Source organism: Staphylococcus taiwanensis (assembly GCA_020544305.1).
GTDB lineage: Bacteria > Bacillota > Bacilli > Staphylococcales > Staphylococcaceae > Staphylococcus > Staphylococcus taiwanensis.
In genome coordinates, this window is the sequence record CP058667.1 from 1,612,016 (window position 1) to 1,629,393 (window position 17,378).

At 33.5% G+C, this 17,378-nt stretch carries 13 protein-coding genes; all 13 read right to left on the reverse strand.

Annotated elements, in window-relative coordinates; all coding sequences use genetic code 11:
- Window positions 1-15 precede the first annotated feature (15 nt).
- The 13 genes from nusA to hslU all read right to left on the reverse strand — a co-directional run bounded on the left by nusA (window position 16) and on the right by hslU (window position 17,337).
- The gene (gene nusA, locus HYI43_07640; protein UDI78420.1) at window positions 16-1,257 is read right to left on the reverse strand and encodes a transcription termination/antitermination protein NusA; all 1,242 of its coding nucleotides are present in this window, start codon (window positions 1,255-1,257) and stop codon (window positions 16-18) included.
- Window positions 1,258-1,278: 21 nt separating this feature from the next.
- Window positions 1,279-1,746 (reverse strand): ribosome maturation factor RimP, encoded by a 468-nt coding sequence (rimP, locus tag HYI43_07645; GenBank protein ID UDI78421.1) that lies wholly within the window; start codon window positions 1,744-1,746, stop codon window positions 1,279-1,281.
- 171 nt (window positions 1,747-1,917) lie between these two features.
- Complete coding sequence (locus tag HYI43_07650; GenBank protein ID UDI79289.1) at window positions 1,918-6,228, reverse strand: PolC-type DNA polymerase III; 4,311 nt, start codon at window positions 6,226-6,228, stop codon at window positions 1,918-1,920.
- A gap of 271 nt (window positions 6,229-6,499) precedes the next feature.
- Window positions 6,500-8,200, reverse strand: coding sequence for a proline--tRNA ligase (locus tag HYI43_07655; protein UDI78422.1), 1,701 nt, complete (start codon window positions 8,198-8,200; stop codon window positions 6,500-6,502).
- A 20-nt stretch (window positions 8,201-8,220) separates the two neighbouring features.
- Window positions 8,221-9,507 carry an RIP metalloprotease RseP gene (gene rseP, locus HYI43_07660; protein ID UDI78423.1) on the reverse strand — a complete coding sequence of 429 codons (1,287 nt, stop codon included), beginning with the start codon at window positions 9,505-9,507 and terminating at the stop codon, window positions 8,221-8,223.
- Window positions 9,508-9,720: 213 nt separating this feature from the next.
- On the reverse strand, window positions 9,721-10,503 hold the full coding sequence (locus tag HYI43_07665; GenBank protein UDI78424.1) for a phosphatidate cytidylyltransferase: 783 nt from the start codon (window positions 10,501-10,503) through the stop codon (window positions 9,721-9,723).
- 3 nt (window positions 10,504-10,506) lie between these two features.
- The gene (locus HYI43_07670; protein UDI78425.1) at window positions 10,507-11,277 is read right to left on the reverse strand and encodes an isoprenyl transferase; all 771 of its coding nucleotides are present in this window, start codon (window positions 11,275-11,277) and stop codon (window positions 10,507-10,509) included.
- Between the two features lie 225 nt (window positions 11,278-11,502).
- Entirely contained in the window at window positions 11,503-12,057 is a 555-nt protein-coding gene (frr, locus tag HYI43_07675) for a ribosome recycling factor (protein UDI78426.1), read from the reverse strand.
- A gap of 17 nt (window positions 12,058-12,074) precedes the next feature.
- On the reverse strand, window positions 12,075-12,797 hold the full coding sequence (locus HYI43_07680) for a UMP kinase (protein ID UDI78427.1): 723 nt from the start codon (window positions 12,795-12,797) through the stop codon (window positions 12,075-12,077).
- A gap of 135 nt (window positions 12,798-12,932) precedes the next feature.
- Window positions 12,933-13,811 carry an elongation factor Ts gene (locus HYI43_07685; GenBank protein UDI78428.1) on the reverse strand — a complete coding sequence of 293 codons (879 nt, stop codon included), beginning with the start codon at window positions 13,809-13,811 and terminating at the stop codon, window positions 12,933-12,935.
- 269 nt (window positions 13,812-14,080) lie between these two features.
- The gene (rpsB, locus tag HYI43_07690; GenBank protein ID UDI78429.1) at window positions 14,081-14,869 is read right to left on the reverse strand and encodes a 30S ribosomal protein S2; all 789 of its coding nucleotides are present in this window, start codon (window positions 14,867-14,869) and stop codon (window positions 14,081-14,083) included.
- Window positions 14,870-15,138: 269 nt separating this feature from the next.
- On the reverse strand, window positions 15,139-15,912 hold the full coding sequence (codY, locus tag HYI43_07695; GenBank protein ID UDI78430.1) for a GTP-sensing pleiotropic transcriptional regulator CodY: 774 nt from the start codon (window positions 15,910-15,912) through the stop codon (window positions 15,139-15,141).
- Between the two features lie 21 nt (window positions 15,913-15,933).
- Window positions 15,934-17,337 (reverse strand): ATP-dependent protease ATPase subunit HslU, encoded by a 1,404-nt coding sequence (gene hslU, locus HYI43_07700; GenBank protein UDI78431.1) that lies wholly within the window; start codon window positions 17,335-17,337, stop codon window positions 15,934-15,936.
- Between the last annotated feature and the right edge of the window lie 41 nt (window positions 17,338-17,378).

Below are 17,378 nucleotides of genomic sequence, written 5' to 3' on the forward strand. Positions count from 1 at the left end.
ACCCCAATTGTCAGCTTAAATGTCTTTTTCTTCTTTATCGACATCTTCTGAATCAGTTTCTTCACTTTCTTCAGATGGCTCATCAATTTCAGCTGAAAGTTCAGCAGTTGTTAAATTTGATTCTTCTAAATTAACATCTTCAATCTCCACATCTTCATCGCCAGTCATCACGATTTCATCAGCTTGTTCTTCTGATTCAATTACTGGATAAATCCCTGCTTCACGTGCATCAGTTTCAGACTTGATATCAATTTTCCAACCAGTTAATTTAGCCGCTAAACGCGCGTTTTGACCTCTTTTACCAATTGCAAGTGATAATTGGTAATCTGGTACAACGACTACTGTTGATTGATTTTCTTCATCAACAATAACTTCTAAAACTTGTGATGGGCTTAAAGCGTTACGCACAAATACTTTTGGATCTTCGTTCCATTGTACGATGTCAATTTTTTCTCCACCAAGTTCTTCAACCACTGCCTCTACACGTGCACCCTTAGCACCTACGCATGCACCTACTGCATCAATATCAGGGTTTTCAGAGTAAACACTGATTTTAGAACGATCCCCAGCTTCACGAGCTACAGATTTAACAATAACTGTACCATCATAAATTTCTGGTACTTCTTGTTCAAATAAACGTTTCAATAATCCTGGATGACTTCTAGATACATAAATTTGAGGTCCTTTTGTCGTTTGTTCTACTTTATTTACATATACTTGAATACGTTCATTTGGAATATAACTTTCATTTGGACTTCTTTCAGCCTCTGATAATACAGCTTCAATGCGACCTAAATTTACATAAACGTAACGGTGATCTACTCGGTCAATGACACCAGTTAAGATATCGTCTTCTTTATCGATAAATTCTGTGTACAAAATTTCTCTTTCAGCATCTCTTAAACGTTGCATTACAGCTTGTTTTGCTGCTTGAGCACCAACGCGTCCAAAATCTTTAGGTGTAACGTCCTCTTCGTAAATATCACCAATTTCATAAGCTGGATTTTTCACAAGTGCAGTACTTAAATCCACTTCATCTCTATCATCAAACACTTCTTCAACTACTTCTTTTCGTGCAATAACTTTAAAAGTACCTTCATCCATGTTTAATTCAACGCGAACGTTTCTAGCGCTATCATAGTTCTTTTTATATGCAGTAATTAATGCCGCTTCAATTGCATCAATTAATACTTCTCTTGGGATTTTCTTTTCTTTTTCTAAATATTCAGTTGCTAATAAAAGTTCATTACTTGCCACTATTATTTCCTCCTCATCACGTTAAATCATTACTGCGTGACGTGCTTTTGCAATTTTATTTCTTGGTATTTCAATTTGTTTCGTTTTAGCTTTCTCTTTAACTTCCATAGTGATTGTCTCTTCATTTACGGCTTTCAAAATACCTAGCCATTCTTTTTCATTTTCAATTGGTGCATATAATGAGACAAATACAGGTTTTTCGACTGCATTTTGATAATCTTTTTCTTTTTTGATTGGACGTTCTGCACCTGGAGATGCAACGTCTAAGTAATACATCTCTGGAATAGGATCATTTTCATCCATTGCCTCACTAATCTTTTCAGAAGCGAGTGTACAATCATTTAAATCAACCCCGCCATCTATATCGATAGAGATTCTTAAAAAATGATCTTTCCCCTCTTTAGTATATTCAACTTCTACTAATTCAAAATTTAATTCATTTAAAATAGGAGTAATGATTGTTTCTACTTCTTCAGTTATTTTACTCATACAGGCCTCCCTTTTTGGCAAATAGAAAAGAGCGGGTATATGCCCACTCTTTCTGCCTGAGTCTAATTTTTTACGCACCTTGATTATATCACATATCATTTTGTTAAACAAATTAAGTCCTCGTATGGATAGTTTTGAGTGCTTTTTACATTAATTAAAACGCTTAAAATATTACATATCGAATATTGATAACTGTGCTTTATCAGGTAAATTAGGTAACGATCCTAAATCGTCAAGATATTCGATAATTTTTTGTGATAAACCTGCTTTTTTATTTAAATCTTCTTTAGATAAGAATGGTCCATCTTCACGTGCTTCAACAATACGTTTAGCAACGTTTTCTCCGAGTCCAGGCACAGATATAAACGGAGGGATAAGCGTATCTCCTTCTATTATGAAATCAAATGCCTGACTCTTTTCTAAACTTATCGGTTGCATACGAAAACCTCTGTGTGCCATTTCATTCATAATTTCTAATACAGTAAGAACATCTTTTTCTTTTTTACCGAGGTCCATGTATCTTGAATACATATCTTTAACCGTATTCTTAATGCTTTCTTTATCCTTGATCATCGTGATCAAATCAAAGTCTGAAGCACGTATTGTAAAGTAAGCCGCATAATAATATAACGGATGATGTACTTTAAAATAAGCGATACGCACTGCCATTAATACATATGCTGCTGCGTGGGCTTTAGGGAACATGTATTTGATTTTCAAACATGAATCTAAGTACCAATCTGGTACGTTATTTTCTTTCATAGCATCTATCATTTCTTCTGTTAGACCTTTACCTTTACGTACAGACTCCATTGTTTTAAAGGCCATTGAAGGTTCTAATCCAGCGTACATTAAGTACACCATGATATCGTCACGACAACCAATTACACTTGATAAATCACAAATACCAGTGCGAATTAATTCTTGAGCATTGCCCAACCATACATCTGTACCGTGAGAGAGTCCAGATATTTGTACAAGTTCAGAGAATGTGGTTGGTTTCGTATCTTCTAGCATTTGACGTACGAATCCAGTACCGAACTCAGGCACACCAAACGTACCAGTCTTACAAAGTATCTCTTCTTCAGTAACGCCTAATGTTTCAGGACTACTGAAAATTTGCATTGTTTCCTTATCATCGACAGGAATTGTTTTAGGATCAATACCAGACAAATCTTGTAACATACGAATCATAGTAGGATCATCATGCCCTAATATATCTAATTTCAAAACATTGTCATGAATTGAGTGGAAATCAAAATGTGTCGTCATCCAAGATGCGCTTTGGTCATCCGCTGGGTATTGAATTGGCGTGAAATCATAAATATCCATATAATCTGGAACAACGATAATACCACCAGGATGTTGTCCTGTTGTACGTTTCACACCTGTACAACCTTTAACTAATCGATCAATTTCAGCCCCACGTTTATGAATACCTTGGTCATTCAAGTACCCTTTGACATATCCGAAGGCCGTCTTTTCAGCAACAGTACCTATTGTACCTGCTCTAAATACTTTGTCTTCTCCAAAAAGTACTTTCGTATAGTTATGTGCATTCGGTTGATATTCACCACTAAAGTTTAAGTCGATATCAGGTACTTTATCCCCCTTAAATCCTAGGAATGTTTCGAAAGGAATATCTTGACCTTCTTTAATGAGGTCAGCGCCACAGGTACTACATTGTTTATCAGGCAAGTCAAATCCTGAACCTACGGAACCATCATCAAAGAACTCACTTGTTTTACAATTAGGACAAATATAGTGCGGTGGAAGCGGGTTAACTTCAGTAATTTCAGTCATGGTCGCTACAAAGCTTGAACCGACCGAACCACGGGAACCTACTAAGTAGCCATCATCTAATGATTTTTTCACGAGACGCTGAGAGATTAAATAAATTACTGAGAAACCATTACCAATAATACTTGCCAATTCTTTTTCAAGTCGGTCGATTACAATCTGAGGTAATTCCTCACCATAAAGTTTCTTTGCGTTTGCATAACTTAATTCTCTAATTTCTTCGTTTGCACCCTCCATACGGGGTGTAAATAATTGGTCTTTAATAGGTATAACTTTATCTATTCGATCAGCTAAATCATTCGTATTCTTGACAACAATTTCATAAGCTTTGTCTTCACCTAGAAAATGAAACTCATCCAACATTTCATCTGTAGTTCTAAAATGTGCTTCAGGTAAAGTAGAACGATTGAGTGGATTACCTGATTGTGAAGCGATAAGAATCTTTCTAGCTACGGCATCATGTTCAAATAAATAATGTGCATTTCCAGTTGCTATAACAGGAATACCAGTACTTTCACCGGCTTTAAGGATACGATCGTAAATTTCATATAATGTTTCCGTATCACGTATTAACTCTCGATCTATCAAATCTTGATAAAGTTTTGGTGGTTGAACTTCAATAAAGTCATAATACTTCGCGATTTTTTCAACTTCTGATTGATCACGTTGCATTACTGCAGTAAATAATTCACCCTCATCACAAGCCGTACCAACTAGAATGCCTTCACGATATTCATTAAGTAATGACCGTGGAATTCTCGGAGTACGATAATAATATTTAACTAATGATGCACTAACAATTTTAAATAGATTTTTAAGCCCTTCTTGCGTTTGAACAATTAATGTCACGTGCGTTGGACGAGCACGTTTATATGCATCTTCATTAGAAAGTTTTTGATTAATATCTTTATGATTAGTCACACCGAGTTCTTTCATTTGTTGCACCATTTTGATGAAAATATAAGCAGTAGCTTCTGTATCATAAATGGCTCTATGGTGTTGTGTGAGTTCGACGCCATATTTTTTAGCTAAGAAATTTAAACCGTGTTTACCATACTCGGTGTTAATGGTACGAGACAATTCAAGCGTATCGATAACGCCATTTGTTGAAGGTCCGAACCCAAGTCTTTCATAACCTGTGTCAATAAAGCCCATATCGAATGACGCATTATGTGCTACAAAGATAGCATCGCCAACCCACGATTTAAATTCGGTTAAGACTTCATCAATTTCAGGGGCATCGGTTAACATATCGTCAGTAATATGCGTTAGATTAATAATTGTTTCCGATAATTTTTCATGTGGGTTACTGAAACGTTCAAATTTATCTATAATCTCTCCGTCTTTAACTTTTACAGCAGCTAATTCAATAATCTGATCGTACTGATTGGATAATCCAGTTGTTTCGACGTCAAATACGACATAAGTGGCTTCTTTTAAATCACGATCAGTTGGTTTATAGGCAATTGGTACACCATCATCAACTAACATACCTTCCATGCCATAAATCATTTTGATGCCATTCTTTTCAGCAGCGTTATGCGCATCTGGAAACGCTTGTACGACATTGTGATCAGTTACAGCGATTGCTTTATGACCCCAATCCGCTGCTTGCGCTACATATGCACTAATATTAGGTATCCCATCCATTTGGCTCATTGATGTATGCAAATGGAATTCAACGCGTTTATCTTCTGCTTTATCTTGTTTAGGTGTTTTCTTAATTTCTTCGATATCTGACATCATCATTACTAGATCACGGACGAAAGTGTCTTCTTCAATTCGACCTTGTGCACGGACCCATTTACCTACACTTAATGCTTTGAAATGATCTAAATCATCTTTATTTTTTCTTGTAAACATTTTTAACACTAATGAATCAGTATAGTCCGTTACTTTTAATTCAACAATATGGCGTCCACTTTTCAATTCTTTAAGGTTAATATCAAAGATAACGCCCTCAATCGCTACTTTAAATTCTTCTTCTACAATGGATTCAATTGGCTTAATATTTTCAACTTGAATAGGTTTACCAATTTGGCATTTGTCAACATTACTTTCATTGTTATCTTGTTGTTTCGCTTTTTCAGCTTTGATTTTTTCCATTTTTTCAGTAGCTTCTCTAGCACTTTTCTCATCTTCTTCTTGAATATGTGCTTCAAGTGAAGCTAAATCATCATAAGAATTCGTATCGTCAGTTTCAAAGACGACTTTATCTATATCGAATCCACATTTTTGAAAAGCTTTTACCAAACTACCATTACAAACTTTATCAAAGTGATTTCTCTCAATATCATTTGATGTCATCACTTTCAAAACATTACCTGACATAATTAAACGTTTTTGTTTAAGTTGACCTTTAACTTTCGGTGACAAAGCAGTGTGTTCAATACAATGACCAAAATATTTAATCGCATGTTCATCTTGATTGCTTGTATTTTGAATTGTGAAATGCCATTCTACTTTCGCAATCTCTTTAAATTCCTCAGTAATTGCATTTGTAAAAAGTAGATAATCTTCATGTGAAAGGAAATATGGCAATGTTATTTGAAATTCCCATGTTCTATTTTTATTCGATACATCAACTCGCGTTAATTCACCTTTTTCAATAATTTCACTATCTAATTGATTAGAAATTTTAATTTGATCGGCGAGTACTTTAAATTTTTCCTGATTAGTCATTGCCACGACGAATAACCACCTTATTTCTTACTTTATAATTCAATATTTATAGTCACATTTTGTCATGTTGAATTTAAAAACTTGATTTCTATTATACTACTTCGAACTGTTTTTTTCATATGTATCGTTTAATTCTTTTCTTAAAAATTCAAACTCTATTCATTGCTAATCATTGTCATAATCATTATAAAAAGCATCAAAGATTTCAAAAAATGAATCAAGGCTGCGACAAAAAAGTTTGTCCCAGCCTTATGTCAATGTACTTATTTAATTATAGATTATTGTATAGTGATTCAATGTGCGCTTCAAGATTATCAATGTGTACCTCTTCACTTTCACCTGTTCGACGTACCTTCACTTCAACAATACCTTCGGCAGCGTTTTTACCTATTACGATACGAATTGGTAAGCCGATTAAATCTGCATCATTAAATTTAACGCCTGCGCGTTCTTTACGATCGTCATAAAGTACATCATATTGTTTTTGTAATTGCGCATACAATTGATTACCTAATTCAAGTTGTTCCTCTTTTTTAGGATTAATCGTAATTAAATGTAAATCAAATGGTGTAACAGTCTTAGGCCAAATAATTCCATTTTCATCATTATTTTGCTCTACAATAGCACTTAATGTTCTTGAAACACCGATACCATAGCATCCCATAATTAATGGTTTCGCTTTACCTTGATTATCTAAAAATGTAGCATTCATCGCTTCTGAATATTTCGTACCTAATTTAAACACTTGCCCAACTTCAATACCTTCAGCAAATTTTGCTTCACCAGAACCATCACTTAATTGTTCTCCTTCTAAAATGAAACGGAAATCTCCATATTCATCAATCTTAAAGTCGCGATCAATATTAGCGTTGATAAAGTGGTAACCATCTTCATTCGCACCTACTACCAAATTATTTAAATCTTTGACATAATTATCAGCAACAATTTTAATTTCTTTATCATGCACTGGACCTAGTGAACCAGGATTTGCACCTAATAAATTCACAATTTCATCTTGTGTAGCCATTTCAACATTATCTGTTCCAAAGTACGCTTTAACTTTAACGTCATTCAATTCATGATGTCCACGTACTAAGAACATAATGAATTCCCCATCAACTTTAAAAATCATTGTTTTTACGATTTCATCAACCGGGCGATTTAAAAAGTCAGCTAATTCTTGCGCAGTTTTAACATTAGGCGTTTCGATTTTTTCTAATTCTGCTACTTGTGTGTGCTTTTCATTTGGATGATAAACAACTTCCGCTTTTTCAATATTCGCTGCATAATCGCTATTTTCACTGAAGACGATTGTATCTTCACCAATTGCACTTAGCGCCATAAATTCATGCGTATGGTTACCACCAATTGCACCTGAATCTGCAACGACTGGACGTGCATTAATACCCACACGCTTAAATATACGACTATAAGCGTTATACATATCATTATATGTTTCATCTAAAGATGCTTCATCTGCATGGAAAGAATAAGCATCTTTCATAATGAATTCTCGACCACGTAACAATCCAAATCGTGGTCGTTTCTCATCACGGAATTTAGATTGAATTTGGAATAAAGTAAGTGGTAACTGCTTATATGATTTAAGTTCATCACGTACAATAGATGTTACAACTTCTTCGTGTGTTGGTCCTAAAGCAAATTCACGTCCATTACGATCTTTCAAACGCATTAGTTCTGGACCATAAGCACCCCAACGTCCTGATTCTTCCCATAATTCTGCTTGTTGTAGCGCTGGCATTAAAATTTCAACCGCATCGATATTTTCCATTTCTTCACGAATAATCTTAGAAATGTTATTCAACACACGAGATGCAAGAGGCAAGTAACTATAAATACCACTTGTACTTTGCTTAATTAATCCTGCTTTTAATAATAATTGATGACTCAGTGCTTCTGCTTCAGCAGGCACTTGTCTCATCGTTGGAATAAATACTTTTGATTGTTTCATATCTTATAATCCTCCTAAATTTACAAGAAATAGCGTTGAATATCGTTCCATGTCACTAATATCATAATAATGACTACGAAGATAGCACCAGCTGCAATGATAACTGTTTCCGCTTTTTTATTAAGTGGTCTTCTGAAAATCGCTTCGTAAATAACAAATAAAATTCTACCACCATCAAGTGCTGGTATAGGCAATAAGTTCATAACACCTAAGTTCACACTTAATAAAGCTGTGTAATATGTTAGAGCAATAATGCCTTGTTTTACTATTGAATCCACATTATGGTAAATACCCACTGGACCATTCAACATATCTAATGAGAATTGACCTGTAAAAATACTAGCTATTAACGTGCCTACCGCTTCAAAGATCAATGTACTAGCTTTAACAAATTGGTCAAATCCAACTGCAATTGGTTTGATAAGCGTATGCTCATTTTGTGGTTGGAAACCTAAAACATAATTTGTTTGTGAGTTTAATTTTGTTTGTTTGACCACTTGCTTTTTAGGGGTAATATCTACTGTCTTAGTTTGACCATGTCGTTCAAACTTCAATTGTGTTTTATTATCTTTAATTTTATTAGCTGCACTTTGAATTTCGCTAAAGTTATCAATTTTATATTTGCCTACTTGTTCAATTTTATCGCCAGCTTTTAATCCTGCTTTTTGAGCTGGATAATTATCAGCCAATTGTCCAACTGTCGTTGTTGGCGTACCTTGGAAATACGCTAGCGCAATAAATAACACTAGTGCTAATAAAAAGTTAAATAATGGGCCTGCAAATAAGGTTAAAAATTTAGGTAATGGTTTTTTATGTGCAAATTGACGATCTCTAGGGGCAATTTGTATCAAACTACCATTTTCTACAAAGTAAGCCTTTTTAGCAATATTAAAGTGATGACGTTCCATATCATATGTTGTGATACCTTCAATATATAAATCATCTTTGAAATCACATTTTTTTACTTCAATAGCTTCAATTTTTTGGAATTTGTGTTGATCATCCAAAATAATATGCGTGATTTCATCTTGTTCGTTAAGTTTAATTTTTACATTCATACCTGGTTCAACTGGTGGCTCTTCTAATCCATCGCCCGCCATTCTTACATATCCACCTACAGGTAATAAGCGAATTGTGTATAACGTTTCATCTTTTCGGAAACTAAATATCTTGGGTCCCATACCAATCGCAAACTCTGGACACATAATACCTGCACGTTTTGCAAAGAACATATGTCCATATTCATGCACTGTTACTAGTACACCAAAAACGATGATAAATGAGACTATAGTGATTAAAGTACTCACTTGCTACACCTCAATTATTTTTTAATTTTCTACAACTATTTACTCGAATGATGTAGATTATCTATGATTCAGTTATATTATTCAAGAATTTTTACTTTTAGAAAAGGAGTTAAGAATTACATTATCTAGTATGTCTAGTTAAATGTGAACTCATTAACTCCTCAATTATATCACTATAGATTTTTCATATATAAATAAAACATGAAAATAGTACTACATTTGTATTAATAAAATGTTGAGTAACGGTAATACGAACATGAAACTATCAAAGCGATCTAATATACCACCATGTCCTGGTAAAATTCTACCTGAATCTTTAACACCAAAATGGCGTTTAAATCCTGATTCAACTAAATCACCAAGTTGTCCAAACATACTGAGAATAATTGTTACTAACAATAATAACCATATGTTCAAGTGAAAATCTACAAAGAATAACATGATTAATGGAACGATTAAACTACAAATCAGTCCACCAATAAAACCTTCAATCGTTTTATTAGGACTAATAACGGGCCATAATTTATGTTTACCCATCAATCGTCCAAAAATATACGCACCTGTATCTGTTAACCATACAACTAAAAATGCATACAATATGTAATGTAATCCATCTGAACGCGTCGCATAGAAGTACATAAATCCAATACCAACGTATGCCACTGACATTAAGCAAAATGCAGCATCCATAAAACTAAATCTATTTTTAGAAAGAACGGTATAACTTAGTAAAATAAAACTCATTGCGATTAAACTTTTTAATTGAATATCACTAACCCAATCACCAGCAGCTTGTGGCAACATAATGATAATTAATGCCAACGCACTAAAAATGCCTGGAACAGAAAGAAATTTAATCATATTCATATTTAACAATTCTTTCAATGCGATTAGTGCTAATAAATAGGCAAACAACATTAACACAGTTCCACCCTTTAATAAAATGGGTAGAAAGATGAGTAATGCAATAATTGCTGTTAAAGTTCTTACTTTCATACGCTACTCCTTACTTAACCCTCCAAAGCGTCTTTGGCGAGATTGATATATTTTTAAGCAATTTTTTAGTTCTTCACCATTAAAATCCGGCCATAACTTCTCATTGAAAATGAATTCACTATAAGAAGATTGCCATATTAGAAAATTACTAATACGCTGTTCACCAGAAGTGCGAATTAATAATTCAGGATCTGGGTATGGATGCGTCATTAAATGTTTCGTAATCATAGATTCGTTGATGGCATTACTATCTTGACCATTGTTTTGAAGCTCATCATAAATTGATTTCATACTTTGAACAATTTCAGCACGACCACCATAATTGATAGCAAATATTAGTTTCAAACCTGTATTGTTTTTTGTTTTTTCTTTTGCATGCTCAATTGCTTCAATAGTCTTTTGAGGTACTGCATTTAGAAAACCAATTGTTTCTATTTTTACATTTTTTTCAATAAGTTCTGGTAAAAATGTCTTTAAAAAATTAACAGGTAAATTCATGATATAATTAACTTCACTTTCAGGTCTAGACCAATTCTCAGTTGAAAAAGCGTATAAAGTTAAATATTTGATGCCCAAATCACTTGCTTCTCGTGTTACTTTTTTAATAGTTTGCATACCTTCGTAATGACCTTTAATTCTAGGCATTTTACGCTTTCTAGCCCAACGTCCATTTCCGTCCATGATTATTGCTACATGTTCAGGTAAATTATGTAAATCTAAATCATCATTGTGACTGATTTTAGTCTTATTTCTTTTTATTAGCTTTTTAAACATGGTCTTTCCTCCGAGCCTGATCATCTCTGTTATATTATATTAGTTATTTAAGAAATCATCTATCATTTTATCATACTCGATAATGGCATTGAATAAGCAAATTAAAAAACTGTACCAAAGTCTGAATTGGTACAGTTTAGACTAAAATAATTCATTATAATGTCGAAAGTAAAATTATGATAAAACTTACACATTATTTGAATAATTAAATTAATGTCGAACTTATTAAACAGACATAATGTCTTTTTCTTTATCTTCTACTAACTTATCAATTTCTTTAATTGAATTGTCAGTAGCTTTTTGAACATCTTCTGTTTGACTTTTTAAGTCATCTTCAGTAATGTCGCCATTTTTTTCGTCTTTTTTCAATTGATCATTGATATCACGACGAATATTGCGGATAGATACTTTCGCATCTTCACCAATTTTTTTAACATTTTTAACTAATTCTTTACGACGTTCTTCTGTTAAAGCAGGTACAGTGATACGAATAACTTCACCGTCACTTGTAGGATTAACACCTAAATTAGCAGCGAAAATCGCTTTTTCAATATCAGCAACTGATGATTTATCATATGGAGAGATAACTAATAATCGCGCTTCCGGCACGTTAATACTAGCTAATTGTTGTACTGGTGTAGGAGCACCATAGTAATCAACAGTTACACCACTTAATAAATTTGAATTTGCTCTACCTGCACTAATATTTGCTAATTCACGTGATAAGTTATCGATTGATTTGTTCATACGAGCTTTAGTGTCTTGAATAATGTCAGTCATAGTAATTACACCTCTAGTTATTTAGTTATTAATGTACCTATTTTTTCACCTAATACTGCACGTTTGATATTTCCTTCTTCCATAATTGAGAAAACGTTTAAAGGAATATTGTTGTCCATACAGAATGAAGATGCTGTTGAGTCCATAACTTGTAATCCTTCTTGTAACATTTGGATATGTGTTAAATGCTCATACTTCACTGCATTTTTATCAACTTTAGGGTCTGCAGAATAAACACCATCAACATTATTTTTACCCATTAAAATAACATCAGCCTCTACTTCTGCTGCACGTAATGCTGCAGTTGTATCTGTAGAGAAGTAAGGATTACCAATACCTGCTGCAAATATAACAACACGTTTTTTCTCTAAGTGTCTGATTGCACGACGGCGAATATATGGTTCTGCAACTTGTTTCATTTCAATTGAAGTTAAAACACGTGTGTCGCATTCCAATTGTTCTAAACTATCTTGTAAAGCAAGAGCGTTCATAACAGTAGCAAGCATACCCATATAGTCAGCTGTTCCACGGTCCATACCTAAATCACTACCAGTTTTACCTCTCCAAATATTTCCACCGCCAACGATTACAGCGATTTCACAATCCATTTTAGCTACTTCAGCAACTTGTTTTGCTACACTTTTAATGATAATTGGATTAATACCAAAACCTTTATCTCCTGCAAGTGCTTCACCACTAAGTTTTAGTACTACACGTTTATATTTAGAAGTTTGCGCCATTGTTTTTTCCTCTCTATTGAAAATATGTAATATATACAAGTAAAGAAGACACGAACGCGTCTTCTAACATAAAGCTATACTTTATAGTAGAAAACCTCAAAGGTGCCTTCTTTCTTGTTTAATCATGTCGACAGATTATTTCATTTGTCCTTTTACTTCGTCAGCAAAGTTTTCTTCACGTTTTTCCATGCCTTCGCCTACTTCATAACGAACGAAGTCTACAAGTTTTCCACCTTTTGATTTTAAGAAAGCTTCAACTGTTTGATCTGGATCTTTAACGAAGTTTTGGTCAACTGCACAAATTTCTTGAAGATATTTACGTAAACGACCTTCAACCATTTTTTCAACGATATTTTCAGGTTTACCTTCATTTAATGCTTGTTGTTTTAATACTTCTTTTTCATGGTTAATTTCTTCATCACTTACTTGGTCAGAAGAAACATATTTAGGATTAATAGCAGCAATGTGCATAGCAACGTCTTTAGCTGCTTCTTCATCAGAAGAACCTTCAACAACTGTTAATACGCCGATACGTCCACCCATGTGTAAGTATGCACCAAATGAATCATTGTCAGATTTAGTTCTGATTTCGAAACGACGGATGCTTAATTTTTCACCGATAGTTGAGATTGCTTCTTTCATTCTTTCGTCAACTGTTTTACCACTTGATAATTTAGTTTCTAATAAAGCGTCAACTGTTTCAGCTTTGCTATCAAGTATTTGATTAGCAATTTCTTTAACTAATTCTTGGAAACCTTCGTTACGCGCAACGAAGTCTGTTTCAGAGTTGATTTCAACGATTGCAGCTTCATTACCTTTAACTTCTACATGTACTAAACCTTCTGCAGCGATACGGTCCGCTTTTTTAGCTGCTTTAGCGATACCTTTTTCACGTAAGTAATCAATCGCTTTATCGATGTCACCATCAGTTTCAGTTAGCGCTTTTTTACAATCCATCATACCAGCGCCAGTTCTTTCACGTAATTCTTTAACAAGTTTTGCTGAAATTGCCATTAATTATTCCTCCAATATTTCTAATTGTGATAATAGATGATAATTAAATATTACCATTAAAGCTACTATAATTTCCAATCTCTATTATCATTTAATTATTATTTTTTTAAAATTGTGTTTAGTGTTGAATACTTTTCGTATGCCAACACAATCATTTACTAAGTTGAATATAATAAAGGTTTCATTAAGACTGAACTATGAAACATTTAATTTATTATTTGAAAAAAGGGCGATAAGCATTACATCTTATCACCCATTTAAACTATATCTTAGTTTGATTCAACAGTAGTGTTTTCTTCAGTTGATTCTGCTTCTTGAGTTTCTTCTTTTTCATCTAAATTGACGTTTTGTTCTGCAGCTACTTCATCGTTAGAAATACCTTGTTGACCTTCTAAGACAGCGTCAGCCATTTTACCAGTTAATAATTTAACGGCACGTATAGCATCATCGTTCGCTGGGATAACGTAATCAATTTCATCAGGATCACAGTTAGTGTCAACGATACCAACGATAGGAATATTTAATTTACGTGCTTCAGCAATCGCGTTACGCTCTTTACGAGGGTCAACTACGAATAATGCTTGAGGCATCGTTTTCATATCACGAATACCGCCTAAGAATTTGATTAAACGGTCATATTCTTTTTTAAGTTCAACAACTTCTTTTTTAGGTAAAACGTCGAATAAACCGTCTTCTTCCATTTTTTCGATTTCAGAAATACGTTTAATACGTTTAGAAATTGTTTTATAGTTAGTTAAAATTCCACCTAACCATCTTTGGTTAACATAGAATTGTCCAGCACGTTCTGCTTCAGCTTTAACTGATTCTTGTGCTTGTTTTTTAGTACCTACGAATAAGACTTTACCGCCATCTTCTGATACTTGTTTAATGAAGTTATAAGCTTCTTCAACTTTTTTCACTGTTTTTTGTAAGTCAATGATATAAATACCATTTCTTTCAGTGAAGATATATTTTTTCATTTTTGGGTTCCAACGACGTGTTTGGTGACCGAAGTGAACACCAGCTTCTAGTAATTGTTTCATAGAAATTACTGCCATTTTAAATTCCTCCTATTGGTTTTTTACCTCCATAACAAACTAATATAAAGACAATACATATAATAATGATTGCACCCTCTATATTTTCGTTTCTTATGTGTGTATTGGCTTTATAGCCGTCAATAATGATATCACATAATTAACTTCAACGCAATGCCTTATTTAACAGTAATTACGATTAAATCACGAAAAAACACTGCTGATTCTTAAATATTATCAATCAACAGTGTTTAAATATAAGTTTATAAAATAGTAACTAAAACTGGCTTCTATTTATTACGTTCTAATTCGTCTAAGAATTTTTCTTTTTTCACTTTAATAAATGTACCTTTCATCCCTAAGGATCGTGATTCTATCACACCGGCACTTTCAAGTTTACGTAAAGCATTAACGATTACTGAGCGTGTAATACCAACTCTATCAGCTACTTTAGAAGCGATTAATAATCCTTCATTACCACCTAACTCTTCAAAGATATGCTCGATTGCTTCTTTTTCAGAATAAGATAATGAATTAATTGCCATAGTGATAGCAGCTTTATCTCGTGCTTCTTTTTCAACTTCATTGTGTTTTTCACGTAAGATTTCCATACCAATAACTGTTGCTGCATATTCACCTAATACTAAATCATTCTCATTAAAATCGTCTTGAACGCGACCTAACACTAATGTACCTAGTCTTTCACCGCCACCTAAAATTGGGAAGACTGTAGTACGGCTATTGATAAATACTTCTTTATCTTCTGGTGGAAATACAGTTAATTCATTATCGATATCAATGTTAGATTCAGTTTGTTTAACATCCATTAATAATTCAGTATATTCACTTGGAATATGTTTACTTTCTAACATTTCGTTAATTCTTTCACTTTTAAGTAATTCATTTAAACTTGAACCTAGAATCTTACCTCTACGTGAAACAATGAATACGTTTGTTACAGTAACGCTACTTATTGTTTGAGCAACGTCTTTAAAGTCAACTGCAATACCCTTATGTTTTTGTAATAGTGTATTTAATTCTCTAGTTTTAGATAATAAGCTCATAAAATTTCTCCTTTATTTATATTATAAAATAAATGCACTTAAATCTTTGTTAGTTGAAATAGATTTCAACTTATCATCAACATACTGTGGTGTTATATCTACAACTGCATTTGGCATGCTTGGTGCCTCATAAGATAAATCTTCAAGCATTTTTTCTAATATTGTGTGTAAACGACGTGCTCCAATGTTATCAGTATCTTGGTTAACTTGATATGCCATTTCAGCTAATCTTGTAATCGCTTCCTCAGAAAAGTTCACCGTAACATCTTCAGTTTGAAGCAACGCTTCATATTGCTTAATTAAAGAGAGTTTCGGTTCAGTTAAAATTCTATAGAAATCATTAACTGTTAAACTTTCAAGTTCTACTCTAATTGGAAAACGTCCTTGTAATTCAGGAATTAAGTCGCTTGGTTTAGAAACGTGAAACGCCCCAGCACCAATAAATAGCATATGTTCAGTATTTACAGTACCATACTTAGTTTGAATCATGCTACCTTCGAGGATTGGCAAGATGTCTCTTTGAACGCCTTGACGAGATACGTCTTGGCCACTATTCGAGTTATTAGTTGCTACTTTGTCAATTTCATCAATAAATATGATACCCATTTGCTCAGCCAATTCTAATGCTTCTTGATTTGCAGTTTCTTGATCAATCAATTCATCTGCAAAGTCGTCAGCTAGAATTTTACGAGCAGTTTTTACAGGCACTTCACGCTCAACTTTGCGTTTCGGCATAAGTTGACTCATCATATCTTGCATTTGTTGATTTTGATTAGTACCTAACATGCCTAGTGCACCCGGGTCTTGTTCAACTTTTATTCTTACTTTCTCTTCCTCTAGTTTACCATCTAGAAGTTGTTTTTTGATTTCAGAACGTTTAGTTTTAATTTCCTCTGTTGGCGTTTCTTCTTCCTCTTCTTCATTATTACCAAAGTTTGGAAGTGCGCCTCCTAATAAAGATTCTAATGGATTATTATTTTGAGATGCTTTTTTCTTTAAACTAGGTACTAATAATTTAACTAACTTTTCATTAGCTTTATTAGTTGCTTCATCTTTAACTAGAGATTTCTTTTGAACTTTAACCAATCGCACTGCAACATCAACCAAATCTCTTACCATACTCTCAACATCACGACCAACATAGCCAACTTCAGTAAATTTAGTCGCTTCCACCTTAATAAATGGTGCACCAACAATTTTAGCCATTCGTCGTGCTATTTCAGTTTTACCTACACCCGTTGGCCCTATCATCAAGATATTCTTAGGTGCAATTTCTTGTTTCGTTTCTTCATCAAGTAGACTTCTTCTATATCGATTTCTTAACGCAATCGCAACTTTACGTTTTGCGTCGTCTTGACCAACAATATATTCATTTAATCTAGATACGATATCTTTAGGTGTCAATTTAATACCGTTTGCATCCATATATTTTTACCTCCAACTAAATGTATGTCCATTTATATTCA